The 16,097-nt window shown below is 35.6% G+C and carries 17 protein-coding genes; 2 read left to right on the forward strand and 15 right to left on the reverse strand.

The genetic code is table 11. The features are described from left to right. Nucleotide 1: 1 nt before the first annotated feature. The 4 genes from H560_RS0102625 to H560_RS0102640 all read right to left on the reverse strand — a co-directional run bounded on the left by H560_RS0102625 (nt 2) and on the right by H560_RS0102640 (nt 3,005). Nucleotides 2-982 (reverse strand): glycosyltransferase family 9 protein, encoded by a 981-nt coding sequence (locus tag H560_RS0102625; RefSeq protein WP_027378603.1) that lies wholly within the window; start codon nt 980-982, stop codon nt 2-4. Continuing rightward, entirely contained in the window at nt 982-1,401 is a 420-nt protein-coding gene (locus H560_RS0102630; RefSeq protein ID WP_027378604.1) for a SufE family protein, read from the reverse strand. The genes H560_RS0102625 and H560_RS0102630 overlap by 1 nt, the downstream gene beginning before the upstream one ends. Before the next feature lie 282 nt (nt 1,402-1,683). Continuing rightward, nucleotides 1,684-2,781 (reverse strand): glycosyltransferase, encoded by a 1,098-nt coding sequence (locus tag H560_RS0102635; protein WP_027378605.1) that lies wholly within the window; start codon nt 2,779-2,781, stop codon nt 1,684-1,686. Next, nucleotides 2,781-3,005, reverse strand: a complete 225-nt coding sequence (locus tag H560_RS0102640; RefSeq protein ID WP_027378606.1) for a hypothetical protein — start codon at nt 3,003-3,005, stop codon at nt 2,781-2,783. Before H560_RS0102640 ends, H560_RS0102635 begins: the two co-directional genes overlap by 1 nt. A 152-nt stretch (nt 3,006-3,157) precedes the next feature. On the opposite strand from H560_RS0102640, the gene H560_RS0102645 reads away from it, so the two are divergent. Next, nucleotides 3,158-5,692, forward strand: coding sequence for an ATP-dependent Clp protease ATP-binding subunit (locus H560_RS0102645; RefSeq protein WP_027378607.1), 2,535 nt, complete (start codon nt 3,158-3,160; stop codon nt 5,690-5,692). 183 nt (nt 5,693-5,875) lie between these two features. On the opposite strand, the gene H560_RS0102650 is transcribed toward H560_RS0102645, so the two are convergent. Then, the gene (locus H560_RS0102650; protein ID WP_027378608.1) at nt 5,876-6,403 is read right to left on the reverse strand and encodes a hypothetical protein; all 528 of its coding nucleotides are present in this window, start codon (nt 6,401-6,403) and stop codon (nt 5,876-5,878) included. A 114-nt stretch (nt 6,404-6,517) separates the two neighbouring features. On the opposite strand from H560_RS0102650, the gene mnmA reads away from it, so the two are divergent. Beyond that, complete coding sequence (mnmA, locus tag H560_RS0102655; RefSeq protein WP_027378609.1) at nt 6,518-7,705, forward strand: tRNA 2-thiouridine(34) synthase MnmA; 1,188 nt, start codon at nt 6,518-6,520, stop codon at nt 7,703-7,705. A 106-nt stretch (nt 7,706-7,811) separates the two neighbouring features. Here mnmA and H560_RS20985 read toward each other — a convergent pair whose 3' ends face one another. The 10 genes from H560_RS20985 to H560_RS0102705 all read right to left on the reverse strand — a co-directional run bounded on the left by H560_RS20985 (nt 7,812) and on the right by H560_RS0102705 (nt 16,064). Further along, nucleotides 7,812-8,660, reverse strand: coding sequence for a M43 family zinc metalloprotease (locus H560_RS20985; RefSeq protein WP_081413914.1), 849 nt, complete (start codon nt 8,658-8,660; stop codon nt 7,812-7,814). A gap of 20 nt (nt 8,661-8,680) precedes the next feature. After that, nucleotides 8,681-9,493, reverse strand: coding sequence for a DUF4249 domain-containing protein (locus tag H560_RS0102670; protein WP_051289116.1), 813 nt, complete (start codon nt 9,491-9,493; stop codon nt 8,681-8,683). Nucleotides 9,494-9,495: 2 nt separating this feature from the next. Continuing rightward, nucleotides 9,496-9,786, reverse strand: coding sequence for a TonB-dependent receptor (locus H560_RS22235; RefSeq protein WP_051289117.1), 291 nt, complete (start codon nt 9,784-9,786; stop codon nt 9,496-9,498). A 50-nt stretch (nt 9,787-9,836) separates the two neighbouring features. Next, on the reverse strand, nt 9,837-11,738 hold the full coding sequence (locus H560_RS20990; RefSeq protein WP_162143845.1) for a TonB-dependent receptor: 1,902 nt from the start codon (nt 11,736-11,738) through the stop codon (nt 9,837-9,839). A gap of 311 nt (nt 11,739-12,049) precedes the next feature. Beyond that, nucleotides 12,050-12,793: a LytR/AlgR family response regulator transcription factor gene (locus H560_RS0102680; protein ID WP_081413916.1), complete on the reverse strand. Its 744-nt coding sequence runs from the start codon at nt 12,791-12,793 to the stop codon at nt 12,050-12,052. A gap of 55 nt (nt 12,794-12,848) precedes the next feature. Further along, nucleotides 12,849-13,124 (reverse strand): 2TM domain-containing protein, encoded by a 276-nt coding sequence (locus H560_RS0102685; protein WP_027378612.1) that lies wholly within the window; start codon nt 13,122-13,124, stop codon nt 12,849-12,851. Between the two features lie 31 nt (nt 13,125-13,155). Then, the gene (locus tag H560_RS0102690; RefSeq protein ID WP_027378613.1) at nt 13,156-13,452 is read right to left on the reverse strand and encodes a 2TM domain-containing protein; all 297 of its coding nucleotides are present in this window, start codon (nt 13,450-13,452) and stop codon (nt 13,156-13,158) included. 176 nt (nt 13,453-13,628) lie between these two features. Beyond that, nucleotides 13,629-13,949 (reverse strand): 2TM domain-containing protein, encoded by a 321-nt coding sequence (locus H560_RS0102695; protein ID WP_034752139.1) that lies wholly within the window; start codon nt 13,947-13,949, stop codon nt 13,629-13,631. Between the two features lie 12 nt (nt 13,950-13,961). Further along, nucleotides 13,962-15,278 (reverse strand): 2TM domain-containing protein, encoded by a 1,317-nt coding sequence (locus tag H560_RS0102700; RefSeq protein WP_027378615.1) that lies wholly within the window; start codon nt 15,276-15,278, stop codon nt 13,962-13,964. A 135-nt stretch (nt 15,279-15,413) separates the two neighbouring features. Then, complete coding sequence (locus H560_RS0102705; protein ID WP_027378616.1) at nt 15,414-16,064, reverse strand: hypothetical protein; 651 nt, start codon at nt 16,062-16,064, stop codon at nt 15,414-15,416. Between the last annotated feature and the right edge of the window lie 33 nt (nt 16,065-16,097).

The following is a 16,097-nucleotide window of genomic DNA, read 5'->3' on the forward strand; positions in this document are numbered from 1 at the left end:
TTTATAATTTAATACGATGAACTTTATCTACAATTTTCTGAATATTAAGCTCTTCCAGGCAAGCCCAGTCTCCGCGGAAGCATTCTTTGTCCCCGAAAACAGAACAGGGTCTGCAGCTCAGGTCTTTTACCTGAACCACATCATCTTCACTTTGCCCGAAGCCTAAAAATCCGGCGTACGGATGCGTCTGTCCCCAAATAGAAACACATCTTGTACCCATAAGGCTCGCTAAATGCATATTGGCAGAATCCATTGATATCATCAGTTCCAGCTCAGAAATTTTGTTCAACTCTTCTGAAAGGTTTAACTTCCCTGCCAGACTTATTGTATTTGGAATTTCATGCTGCCATTTTTCCAGTGTTTCCACCTCCTGCTTTCCGCCTCCAAAAAAGTAAATTGTATGTTTTTGAGCCAGAATTCTCACCAATTCATAGGATTTTTCCAAAGGAAGCATTTTCCCTTTATGCTGGGCAAAAGGCGCAAAACCAATTCCTGAACGCTCTTTAGAAGCTGGCCTTAACTGATGTGACAACTGAACCTTAAAGCCCATTTCACGAAAAACATCGGCATACCGCTCTACTGTTCTTCTTAATTGAGATTTATTCAGGTTCCAAATATCCGTCAAATGCTCTTTTTCTTCTTTTCCTTTATTGATTTTAAATACTTTAAGCCCTTTGCTTCTGTAAATTTTATCCAAAACTTTTGTACGGATAACATCGTGAAGGTTTGCAATTAAATCCGGCTTAAATTCTTTTATCAATTCATTTGCTAATCTGTTTAATCCAAAAAAGCCCTTGTAATCGTCAAGGTTTATTCCTTTAAATATAACATTCGGGATATCAGCAAATAAGCTTTCAAAATTTTTCCTTGAAACCATTACAATTTCCACATCAGGATTCTGTTCCAGAAATTCACGGAAAACCGGTGCCGTCATTGCAACATCACCAAAAGCGGAAAAACGATATGCTAAAATTCTTGTCACTATGATTTCAACTGATAAGCAACTGCGTAAAATTTAATTTGCTTAGTCATGGCCATCAGACCATTGGCTCTTGAAGGAGAGAGAAACTCCTGAAGCCCGATTTCAGAGATAAAATCAAAATCAGAATCCAAAATTTCCTGGGTAGAATGACCACTGTATATGCTTACCAGAAGAGAAACGATTCCTTTCGGCAAAATACCGTCGGAATCTGCATTGAAGAAGAGTTTTCCATCTTTGAACTCAGCATCAATCCACACTTTGCTTTGGCAGCCCTTGATAAGATTTTCGTCAGTTTTTTTATCATCAGAAAGTCCTTTTAATTCCTTTCCAAGATCAATAATATATTCATACTTCTGCTCCCAATCTTCAAGAAACGCAAACTCGTCGATTATTTCCTGCTGTTTTTCTTTAATGGTCATTTTTAACTAATTTCTTTCTGCAAAGATAGCCAATTTAAAAAAGATAATTTAATACTCATTTAATATGAAAGAGATTTAATGATCTTTTGAATAATCGCAAGGATATACAAAGGCCTATAGTTAGGTTTGAAAATATTTTAGGATAAACAAAGGCGCTTCGCTTATTTCCGAAATACAAGATTGAATATCTATTTGTTTTTACATTGTCAGGTGAAACGCCCTTTACGTTAAAAGCGTAACTTTTTATATAATCCATTGTGTGACTTTGCGATAAAAAACTCATCAACGAGAAGCACTCTTAAAAACTTCCAACAATTTGACCTCTTCATTTTCCCAACAAAGAATATTCGCGGCTTTTTCTAATTCCGGTTGATAATTTTCTCTTCCCTTATTTAAAACTGACTGAATAGCGGCAGCAATATTTTCAGGCTGATGATCGCTGATAATCTCCCCAATATCAAATTTTGATTTAATATTCTGCATTTCAGGAAGATTTGACAAAATCAAAGGAACGCGTGCCTGGATACAATCTAAGACTTTATTTGGCAAAGAGTAAAAATAACTTTCCCCTCCATTTTCTTCAATACTCATTCCGCAGTCTGCCGTAATGGTGATTTTCCTTAACTCCTCAGGTAATAATTTCCCTAAAAACTGAACTTTTTGTTGAAGATTTTCTTTGACAACAAATGCTTTATATTCTTTCTTTTTGGGACCATCGCCGGCAATTTTAAAAATAACATTATCCAAGTGGTGCATTGCCAGAATAGCCTTGTCAATTCCCCTAAAAGGATTAATTACCCCCTGATATAAAAGTATCTTTGGATTATTATTAAGAATCTTTGGATTAAAATCTGATTTTCTGGGTGCATTTTGTACAACAGCAGCATTGATTCCGTATCGATTTTTAAACCAATTGGCATAGCCGGAGCTTGCCGTAATCATGTATTTGATATTGGGAATAATTTTCTTTTCAAGATATCTCCACAATTTTTGTGACATTTTGCCCTGAATTGCAGGCATTTCGGAAAAAATTTCATGACTGTCAAAAACCAAAGGAATATTCAGTTTTTTTGCTATTAAATAATTAGGAAGCAGCGCGTCCAGGTCATTGGCGTGAAGTATTGTATTTTTATCCGTTTTTTTCTTTAATTCCTGGTATAACTTCCAGTTGAACTCAAAATAAGCTGTTTTTAAACTTTTAGAAATTAATTTTATTCTCGAAAATGGATAAGGACGCGACATTTTTTCTGCGCCGTTCCAGTCATTTCCTATCAGTTCAATATCATAGCCGTTTTCATGTAAAGTTCTGCAAACCTTTTCTATACGCTGGTCTGTATAAAGATTGCTGAAAGCGGATGTAATGATCTTTTTCCTGTGCATTATTTCTTTTTATCCGCCAGAAGATGGTAAATTTGTATAAAGCAAATGAGTCCGTTCGGAATGATTACAGGCCAGAGCATTCCGCTGAAGATGCCATAAATAACAAAACAGATACATCCTATCATGTTTACAATTCTGATTTTTCTTATATCTTTCAATATGAAGCTCAACACAATAAAAAGTGAGGCAGAATATCCGATATAAGTAGCAATTTCGGGAATCATAAGAAAAATTTTGAGGCTAACAAACTTAATCATTTTCAATAAGATAATAAAATTTTTTCTGCCATAAAGTCATTAATTGGTTTTTGGTAAAATATTTGTAATTTAGATAATGAATAAATGGCAACTCTGCCTTTATTCTAATGAGATATATTATGGATTATAAGTTTTCACAAGGTTTGAGCCAAGTGTTCAAACAAAGCAAAAGCGAAGCTAAAAGGCTGAAAAGTGAATTTCTTAATACAGAACATCTACTTTTAGGTATTATAAAAACGGAAAACTCTGCAAAAGAAATCCTTCAAAACCTTAATGCGGATTTAACACAAATCAGAAGAAAAATTGAAACTCTAAATACAGCAAGTCTAAATCCTATTTCTGAAGAGGTTACCAATATTTCCTTCACCAAGATGGCGGATCACGCCGTTAAACGTGCGGAACTTGAATGCAGACAATATAAAAGCAATGAGATTAATACCGTTCATCTGCTTTTAGGCATTCTTTACAAATATGAGGACCCTACTTCTAACATTTTAGGAGCTTACGATATTGATTATGAAGGAGTTTCAAAAGAGTATCAGACTATGCTTAAAAATTCCGGACAGGCACCTCAGATGAGCGCTTATGACGATGATGATGAAAGAGAGGAATTTGAGCAAATGAGAAAGCCTACAGGAAATCTGGGTTCTGCAAAAAGTAAAACTCCTACTTTGGATAACTTTGGTAGAGACCTTACTTCTTTGGCAAGAGACGGAAAACTGGACCCTGTAATCGGGCGTGAAAAAGAAATTGAGAGGGTTTCTCAGATTTTATCAAGAAGAAAGAAAAACAATCCGCTTCTTATTGGTGAGCCGGGTGTTGGTAAATCTGCCATCGCTGAAGGTTTAGCATTAAGAATTCAGCAGAAAAAAGTTTCCAGAGTTCTTTATGGAAAACGAGTGATTACTTTGGATCTGGCGAGTTTAGTTGCCGGAACAAAATACCGTGGTCAGTTCGAAGAAAGAATGAAGGCGATTATGACCGAGCTGGAGAAAAACAGAGATGTCATTTTATTCATTGATGAGCTTCACACCATTGTAGGTGCAGGAAGTTCTACCGGAAGCTTAGATGCATCCAATATGTTTAAACCTGCTTTGGCAAGAGGTGAGATTCAATGCATCGGAGCTACTACTTTGGATGAATACCGTCAGTATATCGAGAAGGACGGAGCTTTGGAAAGAAGATTCCAGAAGGTAATGGTGGAGCCAACTTCTATTGACGAAACTGTTCAGATTTTGAATCAGATTAAAGATAAGTATGAAGAGCATCACAATGTAATCTATACTCCGGAAGCAATCTTAGCCTGTGTCAATTTGACATCAAGATACATCACAGACCGTTTCTTACCGGACAAAGCGATTGATGCAATGGACGAAGCAGGTTCCCGTGTTTACATTAAAAACATGAAAGTTCCTACAGAAATCATTGATTTTGAAAAGAAAATCGAAGATATTAAGGAATTAAAGCAAAAAGCTGTAAAAGCTCAGGATTATCTTGAAGCAAGAAAACTTAAGGACGAAGAAGAAAGACTTCAGATGGAGTTAAATTCTGCTCAGGATAAGTGGGACAAAGATGTAAAAGAGAAGAAAGAAACCGTAACAGAAGAAAATGTAGCGGAAGTAGTTTCTATGATGAGTGGTGTTCCGGTAACCAAAGTTGGTAAAAATGAGCTTGATAAGTTAGCCGGAATGGATGGCAACCTGAACGGAAAAGTAATCGGCCAGGAAGACGCTGTGAAAAAAGTTGTGAAAGCAATTCAAAGAAACAGAGCTGGTCTTAAAGATCCGAACCGTCCGATTGGTACTTTCATTTTCTTAGGAACAACCGGTGTTGGTAAAACTGAGCTGGCGAAGGTAATGGCAAGAGAACTTTTCGAATCTGATGAATCACTGATCAGAATCGATATGAGTGAATACATGGAAAAATTTGCGGTTTCAAGATTAGTTGGAGCTCCTCCGGGATACGTAGGATACGAAGAAGGCGGACAATTAACAGAAGCTGTAAGAAGAAAACCTTATGCTGTGGTTCTTTTGGATGAGATTGAAAAAGCTCACCCGGATGTATTCAATATTCTGTTGCAGATCCTTGATGAAGGCCACGTTACAGACAGCTTAGGAAGAAAGATTGACTTTAGAAATACCATCATTATCCTTACTTCAAACATCGGTACAAGAGATCTTAAGGATTTCGGGGACGGTGTAGGATTCGGAACTTCTGCGAAGAAAACAAGTACAGATTCCAGAGCAAGAAGTACTATTGAAAATGCACTTAAAAAAGCATTCTCACCAGAATTCTTAAATAGAATTGATGATATTGTGATCTTCAACTCTCTTGAGAAAGATGATATTAAGAGAATCATTGATCTTGAATTGAATAAACTTTATACAAGACTAGAAAAATTAGGTTATAAAGTAGAATTAACTGAAGAAGCGAAAGACTTTATTTCTGAAAAAGGCTGGGATAAAGACTTTGGAGCGAGACCGTTAAAACGTGCTATCCAGAAATATATTGAAGATTTATTAGCTGAAATGCTGGTAAATAAGCAATTGAATGAAGGAGAAACCGTAGTTCTTGACCTTAATGAGGCGAAAGATGCCTTGGTAGGAAAAGCTTCAAAAACAAAAAAATCGGCAGCTGAAAAGTCTTCGAATTAGTTAGTAAAAAATATAATATAATAAAAGCATCGGGAGTTTCTCGATGCTTTTTTATTTTTATCGTTTTAAATATTTTAATTTTCCCACAGATTTCATGGATTTTCACAGATGATTGCACATATTTTTAAAAAATCAAAAACATAAACATCTGTGAAAATCCGTGAAATCTGTGGTAAATAAATTCTAAAGCCCCACCACAAAACCAATACTAGGAACCAAGCCGCTGGAAAATATACTGGAATTTTCTTTCCACAAAACATTATACATAATCCCCAGCTGCATATAAGAATTATTCCCGATTCTCTGCATATAGCCTCCTCCAAGATATAATGCATCTTCGTTGGTGTTCATTTTATAATCATAAAACTTGTCTTTATAATTAATAAAATAATGCTGATAGTTAGCACTTAAATAAAAGGTTCTTGCAATATAATAATTAAGAAAAGGCCCTATACCAAACATTGTAGAACGGTAATAATCAGACGTCTGCCAGGAAATGCTTCCCGCAACGCCTCCTTCAAGGTCATTAGTAAGCCTGTAACCAACTCTTGGAGAAGCAGATAAGCTAAAAGAGCTATTGCTTCCAAAACCCAAACCAATACCTCCTCCAAAAGTCCAACGGTTATTGTTTTGCGGTGTTGTTCCTATTGAAACCTGGGAAAATACTGATGCCGAAATCAGCAGCATCAGCGGAATAATACATTTTTTCATTATAAATTGTTTTTATCAATGTTTAAAATTATGGTTTTTTTACGAATTTATTAATTGTATTTTTGCCGCGTCAAACTAAGAGCTCCCGTTAAGAGTTTCGTAAAATTGAATAAAATGAAAATAGTAGTAGGCCTCTCAGGAGGTGTAGACTCCAGTGTTACAGCATATTTGCTGCAACAGCAAGGCCATGAAGTGGTGGCTTTGTTTATGAGAAACTGGAATGATGCCTCGGTAACGTTGGAAGACGAATGCCCGTGGATCGAAGACAGTAATGACGCCCTTATGGTCGCGCAAAAGCTGGGAATTCCTTTTCAGGTAATCGATATGAGCGATCTTTATAAAGAAAGAATCGTAGATTATATGTTTGAGGAATATGAAAAAGGAAGAACTCCGAACCCTGATGTTTTGTGTAACAGGGAGGTAAAATTCGATGTTTTTATGAAGACGGCAATGTCCTTGGGCGCAGATAAAGTGGCAACAGGGCATTATGCAAGAGTAACCTCAACTTTCAATAAAAATGGCAAGGAAATTTTCCACCTGTTAGCAGGAAAAGATAACAATAAGGATCAGTCATATTTCTTATGCCAACTCAATCAGGATCAATTATCTAAAGCACTATTCCCGATTGGCGAACTTACAAAACCTCAGGTAAGAGAAATTGCAAAAGAAATAGGTTTGGTAACGGCTGATAAAAAGGATTCTCAGGGATTATGCTTTATCGGGAAAGTGAGTCTTCCTCAGTTTTTACAACAGCAATTGGTTCCGAAAGAAGGTGAAATTGTGGAAATTTTTAAAGATTCTCCTCTTTTTACCCAAGAAAAGCCTGAGTTTTCTTCAAAACAAGAAGAATTGGAATATTTAAGTCAAAAAATCAATTATAAAAAAGCAGACGGTAAAGTGATTGGAAAGCATCAGGGCGCCCAATTTTACACCATCGGGCAAAGCAAAGGGCTTGGTATCGGCGGGCATAAGGAAAGCTGTTTTATTATCTCCAGAGATATGGAAAACAATATTCTTTTTGTAGGAGAAGGCCATAGTTTTCCGGGATTGCACAGAAAAGCTTTGAAAATTGACAATTCTGAAGTGCACTGGGTACGTGAAGATTTAGCCCTAAAAAATGGAGAATCAATGGAAATAATGGGCAGAATAAGATACAGACAATCTTTACAGAAAGCAACTTTGCATCAGTTTGAGGATGCTTTTTATATGGAATTTGAAGAACCTCAGTCTGCCATTGCAGAAGGTCAGTTTGCTTCATGGTATCTTGGCGAAGAGCTTTTAGGAAGTGGTGTTATTTCTTAAATAATTGAATTTTTTATATAAAAATACCCGAAACAAAAAAGTTTCGGGTATTTTATTAACTGATCTTTTCAGATGATAATAAAGAGCTATAACGATTTCTTTTTCATTAATTTATCAAAAATTTAGACCATACGCTTCCTGGAGTAAATTTAGAAAGAATGGCTTTTTTCTGCCCGTTGGTAAACATATATCTTGCCACATCATCTGTAATGCACATATAGTTCATCGTCATTTCTACAGAAGCACACGTTCCGGCATGAGGAAAAGCAGGATTCCCCTGAATATCAGACGAATGTATAGGAGTATCATCAATACCGTCATCTACGCAGTCTCCTTCGTTATCACCGTTAAAAAGGTGGGTAAGTCCCAGCCAATGCCCAATTTCGTGCACGGTTACCCTTCCTTTATTGTAAGGTGCCACAGCAGTTCCGGTGCGCCCAAAAGCACTGGATAACACCACCACTCCGTTGAAGTTCGGATTCATCATGTTTTCCGGAGCATCTGCAAAACCTATTCCTTCTGCTCCCGAATTATCTTTGTAACGCTCTACGGCATAGATGTTTAATTTTCTTGTAGGGTCAGTAGGATCCAGGCCTCCTCTTGCCGTTTCCTTCATGCCTCCATAAGCTGAAGAATCATCCCATTTGTCTACATCCATTTTAGCCCTGTTAATTCCTACAAGGACAAACTCTATTCCCACACTGGCTTTATTTTTTGAGAAAATTTCAGGAACCGACTGAAAATCTTTGTTTTTTCCATTATAATCTTCATTCAGAACAGCAATCTGTGATTTTATTTGTTCTTCTGATATATTTCCTTTTGTTGTTTCATATAAAACATTAACAACAACAGGAATTTTAAGCCTAGGACCCTCTTCTTGAGCAATATTCGTGTGCATGGAATCGTCACTGCAGGAAAATAGGGTAATAACCGAAATTAAAAATATTTTTCTCATGAGTTTGAATTGTATTTTTATTATTGAATAATAATTTGCTTTTCATCAGAAGTGTACGCCGAAAAGTATCCCAGGGCACCATTACTAATATTGCTTACAGGGTTTGCAGGCGGCACTCCGGTTGGATCTCCGTTTAATTGAACATTTGGAAGTGCTCTAAAATAATTAAACACCGGTTTATCAATACATTGCATTTCTACATTTATTGTATCATTTTTTGAATAATTAATAACTGGGGAAATATATCTTGTATTTACCTGCCCATTTCCAATATCATCATTATCCAAAATGACATCTACCCAAGAGATTCTTCTGGTGGTTAATTTGAATTTATAATAGTTCCCTTTTTCTGCCGGATCGGTATAAACAGGTAATATCAAGTAACGATCTAAATATTGGTCAGACACTTTTTTATAGCTGAGATCATCCAGGTTTACTTTTTTAGGCATTTGTGATGTAGCCATATATTCTTTTCCATCTACTTTTACAGATAGGGTATAAATATCTCCTGGCTTTGTTGTGAAATGTTGGGTAATGTAATATCCATCTTGGTAATAGATAAGATTTTCAGTCTGCCCGTTGTTATCTTTCAAAATCACCTGTGCGTTTTTTACAACAGGATAACCTGTTGACAAATCCCCACTGCCTATCTGCGTGATTTTTGTTGATTTTGTAATTCTGACGTAATATGGCCCTGGGGCATCGTCTACTGCACCTTCGATTACAATTTTTCCGCTTTCGTCAGCGAGCGGAAGCTGTATTTCTTCTTCACAGCCGATAAAGGCTAAGAAAACCGAACATACGAACAGGGATTTAATTATATTTTTTATCATGATTAAAATTTAAAGTTATAAGTTATGTTGGGTACAATGGAGAACAATGAAAACTTCGTGATTTTGATGGTCTCGTTATCTGTTGAAGAAAATTCTATGCTGTACGGATTTTTTCTCCCGTAAATATTATAGAGCCCGAAAGACCATGAGCTTTTGAAACGATTATTGTTCTGCGGCTCATAAGTCGCGTTAAGATCAAGCCTGTGATAAGAAGGCATTCTGTTGGCATTTCTTGCGCCATACTGTAAATAGGTTTGCCCATCCAATGTATATCTTCCGACAGGGAACGTCACCGCATTTCCGGTAGAGAAGACAAATGCTCCTGAGAAGGTCCATTTTGGGCTTACCGAGTAATTAGCAACAATGGATAAATTGTGTGTTTTATCCTGTGGAGCATTGTACCAGTTTCCCTGACTGATTCCTTCAATTTTTCTTTCAGATTTAGATAAGGTATAGGAAACCCATCCGGTAAGGCTACCGCTTGTTTTTTAGCAAGCAATTCAAGACCGTATGCCCTGCCGCTGCCATTGAATAAAAGATTATTCTGCATATCATCAACCTGAGAAATCTTGACACCTTCCTTATAATCTGATATATTCGACATCTTTTTATAGAAAATATCGGTGCCTATCTCATATCCTCCTTCAAATTTTTTCGTGTAGCCTAAGCTAAAATGATCTGATATCATAGGCTTTTTAAGATTGATCCAGATATCATTGGTAAAGCTTCCGTCATTGGCTGTAAGTGCCTGCAGGCCTTGTGAAGTCCTGTTGTAAGATGCAGTTATGAGATTGCTTTTATTCAATTCATAATTCATCAGAATCCTTGGCTCAAAAATAATATTGGTTGTTTTTTGCAATGGTTCTCCATAGGCCAGTTTTTCTTTTCCTGCAGAGTAAAGAGTAGCGCGGATTCCGTAGTTTAAGTTTAATTTATCTGTAACTTTAAAATCATCATTTACATACAGGGCATTTTCCCACATGGATCTTTTTTCATCGTGAAAAAGCTCAGTCTGCGATCCGGAAATCTTCGGAAGGGAAAAATTATAATACGAGGCCTGAAGTCCGTAATTTAGGGAATGCTTTTCATTAAGATAATGTGAAAAATCCTGCTTGAAAATCCAGTTATTAATTTTTGGTTTTATATCAAATGTTTCACCAGTTTCGCCCTCCGCACCGATATTATAGTTGTAGTTACTGTATGAAACTGAAGTGTTTGAAAACACCTTGCTGCTGATAATGCTGTTCCAGCGCAATGATGAAGCTATATTGCCCCAATTATTATGAAAATCATCATAATCAAAGACATCTTTCCCAAAATAGCCGGATAAATGAATGCTGTTATTGGCATTGATCTGAAAGTTCATCTTTGCATTCAAATCGTAGAAATACAGTTTTGCTTTTTTATCTACTTCTTCTTTTGAGAGCAAATTATATAAAAGATCCGCATAGGTTCTCCTTCCGGATATAATGAATGATGATTTCCCCTTCTGGATAGGCCCTTCTACACTCAGCCTGCTGCTGATAAGCCCGATTCCTCCATTAATGGCATATTTCTGGTTGTTCCCTTCCTTTCCTTTAATATCAAGAACTGATGAAAGCCTTCCCCCGAATTGTGACGGAATATTGGCTTTATAAAGCGTAACATTCCTTAATGCATCACTGTTGAATGTACTGAAAAATCCTAAAAAGTGAGAATTATTGAAAACCGGAGCTCCATCAAACAAAACAAGATTCTGATCTGTATTTCCTCCTCTTACACTTAACCCGGCGCTGCCTTCATTGGAGGATATTCCTGGCAGGAACTGTATTGTTTTAAGAATATCCCTTTCCCCGAAAAGTACCGGCAGCTTCGATGTTGCCATAACGTCTAAAACATCTCCTCCCAGTTTGGATTTGGTGACAACAGGAGATTTTTTACCTTTAATTTCCACCATTTCGATTTCGTTTTCTTTTTCGAGTACCCAATCCATTTTAAGGGTTCCGGCAAGATGGATGTTTTTACTTGAAGCTTTGTGCTTGGGATGAGTAATGACCAAAGTGTAGTCATTTTCCGGAAGAGAGAGTGTATAAAAACCATATTCATTGGTTTCAATTTTCACACCGGGGTTTTCTTTTACAGTGATTATGGCTCCTGTAATAGGCTCACCACTGCTTTCATCCTTTACCAGCCCATTGATGGAATAGCTTTGCTGTGCGTACGAAAAAGCTGACAAAAAGACTGCCAGCATTGTTGTTTTCATCATTTGCATTTTTCTGCAAATATAGACTCTTAGAAGAATAAATTACACAAGCTTATTTATACAACAATTTATACGAAAACAGCAAACCATTAGTTAAAAAATAGATTTTGATTTATATTCTAAATAAAAAAAATTAATAAATGATTATTTTATTCCTGTTTTTAGAATAATTAAAGAACATTACCCGCGTGAAAACGCTATAAACTTTATCAAATTTTAACCAAAATTCAATTTTAAATAAAAAAGAATAAACTTTTTTTAATATAAATTTAAGAAATGATAAAATTCGAAATATACAATGAAATAGTTCAAAATCAGCCCACCAGCCAATCTTTAAAATCTTTTACCCGATCACGGCTTACGGTAATTTCTTCTTGTGGCTGAAATTGTAATTCAACCTTATAATGGGGCGAAGTATGGATATTTTTAATATAATCTGAATTAATAATAAACTGCCTGTTCGCCCGGAAAAACTTCTTTTCATCCAGAACATCTTCGAGCTCATCCAGAGTAAAATCTGACGGATATGAGCGTTCTTGTGTCTGCAGATAAACAATTTTGTTTTCACTGAAGAAACAGCTTATCTCGCTTGTCTGAACAATTTTAAGGTTATATCCAATTTTAACTAAAATCCTGGAAAGGGTAGTTTTTTCTTTTTTAATTAACTGCTTAATTTCCTGCGAATTAACAGAACTATCTGAAGGAATAAATGATTTGAATTTTTCTATTGCTCCAGCCAGATCTTCATCCAAAATAGGCTTTAAAAGATAATCAATACTATTCAGTTTGAAGGCTTTTAAAGTATACTGATCAAATGCGGTCGTATAAATAATGAACGCTTTTGTAGGAACTTTTTCAAAAATATCGAACGACAGGCCGTCTCCCAGTACAATATCTGAAAAGATCAGCTGCGGATGTTCATTTTCGGAAAACCACTGCACGCCTTCTTCTACAGACTCTATTTTTGCAACCAATTCTATTTTAGGGAATTCACTCAACATTCTTTCTAGTTTCCTAGAAGCGGGCTTTTCATCTTCGATAATGACTGTTTTGATCATGAAATCCGAATTTATTTTTTAATTTGAAATAAAAATACTTAAAAGTTGCCAGGTATTAAAACTTAATAGATTCTTTTGTTTTTTTCATTTCCTGCTGTAGGATTTTATTCTCCCAATCAGAATTTAAGATGAATAATTTTACAGCTTTTACTGTCAATACAATAGCCCAAATTGTTAAAATTATAGACCCATGAAATAAAGATATATCAAATTTTCCTTTCTCGAAAATATCATTAAAAAAGACAATTAACGAAACAATTCCAAACCAAACTAAGTTTTTATAGAATTTTTTTAAATCGTTTACTCTTTGCTGTGCCTGATTATAGTTCATTTTAGTAAGCTTTAAGGTTAATGATTAATTTTTAAAGTGATTTTGTGTTTTTTCTTTCCTCTTCCATTAATTCTTTAATTTTTCTTTCTTCCCAGTCTTTTCCGATCCCAAAAGTATTGATTGCGTGTGCTGCAAGACCAACTCCCCACCCCAACATTGGCCAGAAAAACCATAAGTGGCGTGAATCAGTAAGAAGGTTCAATGCAATTAAAAACGGGATCACAAGACAGTATGAAGTAAGATTTCCATAAAATCCTTTCAATTTTTTTACTCTTTTTGTTGCTTTTTCGTAAGCCAAATTTTCTTTGCTGAATGATGTAGTTTCCATATTTTTTTGTTTGTTTTTGTTATACAAATGTAGGTTGGAAAATACCCTCAAATCAATTTAATATCACTGAACCGTAGAATTTGCTTACTGAATTGTAAAATCCCAACTCAATGGAATTGGGATTACTTTAATCGAGATAATATATTACTCTTAGTGTTTCAATATGCGCAGAAGGCTTAGTTGCTATCTGCCTTTTGCCTATTTTCTTTTTCCATCAGCTCTTTAATTTTTTTCTCTTCCCATCTGTTTCCAAGCACAAAACCTGGTAAAAACACACTCATTCCATAGGCAATAACTCCAATTCCCCAGAAAAGAGGTAGTGAGAAATATTTTAGCTGCCAGATAGTTTCATTGGGTTTTAATTCTCTATAATTTAGAAAAAGAATAAAAATATTTACCGCGAAATAAATAAAGGTAAAGGTGTAAAAGTTCTTAATTTTTTTTACTCTTCTTTCTGCTTCCTTGTATCTGATGTCATCTTTGCTTATATTTTCCATAGTGATCGTTTTTTATCGTTTGTTTTGTTTTTCTAAAATTTCCCTGATTTTCTTTTCTTCCCATTTTTTGCCAATCGCGAAAACACTCATTCCATGGGCAGCCAAGCCTATTCCCCAACCCAGCATTGGAAAAAAGAACCAGATGTTTTTAGGATTTGTGGTAAGATTAATGATAATTAAAAAAGGAATGACAATACAGTATGAAATAAGATTTCCGTAGAAACTTTTGATTTCCTTTACCCTTTTCTGAGCCCTTTCGTAGGCTTTATCTTTATCTTCAACCTTTTCACTGACAACGTTTGGCTTAACCGACAGTATCGGAAGCTTTACTTTAAAATAATCTTCAGATTTTTCTATAAAAACATTTCGCTTCGTCAATAAAGAATATCGCTGCACAATATTTGCCAGGCCGATGCCGGAGCTCTCTTTTATCTGCTCTCTCACCTGTAGATTATTCTCTATGCAAAGTATATCGTTTTCGGAAAAAATTCTGATGATTAATGGTTTTGAAGAAGTCGCAAAATTATGCTTGATACAATTCTCCAGCAGCAGCTGCAATGAAAGCGGAACAACGAATCTGCGGTAATCTTCTTTTTTCACATCAAAAACAAAATCTACACTGTCTTCAAATCTTGTTTTTAATAATTCACAATATGTTTTCGCGAATTCCAGCTCGTCTTCTACGGTTACCAGCTCTTTATCTTTTTGTTCAAGTACATAGCGGTAAATCTTTGACATTGAAGCGGTAAATTTCTGTGCCTGCCTCGGGTTTTCATCAATTAATGAGCTTAAAACATTCAATGAATTAAATAAAAAATGCGGGTCTAACTGGTTTTTTAAACTTTCAAACTGCGCGTTGGCAGATTTTGCAATAAGCTTCTGCTCCACTACTTCTTTTTTGGAAGTTTTTTTAAGCTCTTCCATAAAGCTTTTTGCGTGGAGGAAGGCTGATATCAATAATGCAATATTAATTGTAAACCAATTGGTAAAGCCATATTTTGAAGAGAAAAACTCATCCAGGGTTGCCGTTTTCTGGATCACAACATAGTTAAGATAATTGCACAGGTAAACCAAAATGAAATTCCCGATAATAATTGAAATAACACTCAATATCGCTCTAATTCTGGTGGTTTCAGACCACGGGAACTTTTTATTGAGAAAATCATTGATTACCATATTCCCGAAGCCGAGGATAAAAGAATACATGGCGCAGATCAGGAAAGTAATCCCAAAATTCTGAATCGTCTTTTCATTGTTAAAAAACAAAAAGAAAAACAGCGTGGTTCCCAACGTTACCCAAAGTAATACGATAATGCTTTTACGTTTCATAGAAGTTTTCTTGGTTCAAAATTAGCCGATACTAAAAGTATTAAAAATTATTTTTTGCCGAGTCGTCATTTTTCATTGCTGAATGGCACAAAAAAACCTTCCGTAAAGGAAGGTTAAGATGAGATAATTAAAATATTATTTTTTTGCAGTACTTACGAAATATTCAGCTTCCGCCTTACCCCAGTTTGGTTCGAATTCAGACTTCGGAGTATAAGAGTTGAATTTTGCCAAAGCTTCCTTAAACTGCTCTATTCCTTTAGTTTTGCTTCCACCGTATTGCTCCGGAGTGAAGTATGTATCTTCCGCCTTAATCAGCGCAACTCTTGGGTTGTTAGGATCAAGCTTTTCAGCTTTTTTCATTTCTTCTGCTGCTTTTACACCGTCTGTCATATATCTCTGCTGAGGATTTACCATCATTTTCAGGGAATACGCCATTTTGCTCAATAAATGAATTTCTGCGTTATCCGTAGGAGCCACGTGGGAAGCAGCACCGATGTATTTTTCTGCCTGTCCTGCAATAAAATCCAGATCCTGAGTTTTACCATCTCTCATTAATGCCCTTCCTTTTTGGATGTTTGCCAGTGCAGCGTAGTAAAAAGGAAGCCAGTTATTTTCATCTTTTCCGGAGATTCTGTGAAAATTATTTGCTAAAGTTGTAAATTCTTCAGGTGTTTTGGCTGTTTCTATTTTTGCGATATTTTCTTTCATTGCTTTTTCGTAATCAGCCTGAGCAAATGCCGTTATGCTCATAAAAGCTAAAGCAAAACTTAATAGATATTTCTTCATTTTTTTAATTTTTTTTAAGATTAACTTATATTT

This window comes from Chryseobacterium daeguense DSM 19388 (genome assembly GCF_000430825.1).
GTDB lineage: Bacteria > Bacteroidota > Bacteroidia > Flavobacteriales > Weeksellaceae > Chryseobacterium > Chryseobacterium daeguense.

Excerpts from the sequence above, each read along its gene's own strand:
- H560_RS0102680 (WP_081413916.1), bottom strand. The coding sequence starts at position 12,793 with ATGATCAAAACAGTCATTATCGAAGATGAAAAGCCCGCTTCTAGGAAA.
- H560_RS20990 (WP_162143845.1), bottom strand. The coding sequence starts at position 11,738 with ATGATGAAAACAACAATGCTGGCAGTCTTTTTGTCAGCTTTTTCGTAC.
- H560_RS0102700 (WP_027378615.1), bottom strand. The coding sequence starts at position 15,278 with ATGAAACGTAAAAGCATTATCGTATTACTTTGGGTAACGTTGGGAACC.
- H560_RS0102690 (WP_027378613.1), bottom strand. The coding sequence starts at position 13,452 with ATGGAAACTACATCATTCAGCAAAGAAAATTTGGCTTACGAAAAAGCA.
- H560_RS0102670 (WP_051289116.1), bottom strand. The coding sequence starts at position 9,493 with ATGATAAAAAATATAATTAAATCCCTGTTCGTATGTTCGGTTTTCTTA.
- H560_RS0102645 (WP_027378607.1), top strand. The coding sequence starts at position 3,158 with ATGGATTATAAGTTTTCACAAGGTTTGAGCCAAGTGTTCAAACAAAGC.
- H560_RS0102650 (WP_027378608.1), bottom strand. The coding sequence starts at position 6,403 with ATGAAAAAATGTATTATTCCGCTGATGCTGCTGATTTCGGCATCAGTA.
- H560_RS0102695 (WP_034752139.1), bottom strand. The coding sequence starts at position 13,949 with ATGGAAAATATAAGCAAAGATGACATCAGATACAAGGAAGCAGAAAGA.
- H560_RS0102705 (WP_027378616.1), bottom strand. The coding sequence starts at position 16,064 with ATGAAGAAATATCTATTAAGTTTTGCTTTAGCTTTTATGAGCATAACG.
- H560_RS0102630 (WP_027378604.1), bottom strand. The coding sequence starts at position 1,401 with ATGACCATTAAAGAAAAACAGCAGGAAATAATCGACGAGTTTGCGTTT.
- mnmA (WP_027378609.1), top strand. The coding sequence starts at position 6,518 with ATGAAAATAGTAGTAGGCCTCTCAGGAGGTGTAGACTCCAGTGTTACA.
- H560_RS0102635 (WP_027378605.1), bottom strand. The coding sequence starts at position 2,781 with ATGCACAGGAAAAAGATCATTACATCCGCTTTCAGCAATCTTTATACA.
- H560_RS20985 (WP_081413914.1), bottom strand. The coding sequence starts at position 8,660 with ATGAGAAAAATATTTTTAATTTCGGTTATTACCCTATTTTCCTGCAGT.
- H560_RS0102685 (WP_027378612.1), bottom strand. The coding sequence starts at position 13,124 with ATGAACTATAATCAGGCACAGCAAAGAGTAAACGATTTAAAAAAATTC.
- H560_RS0102640 (WP_027378606.1), bottom strand. The coding sequence starts at position 3,005 with ATGATTCCCGAAATTGCTACTTATATCGGATATTCTGCCTCACTTTTT.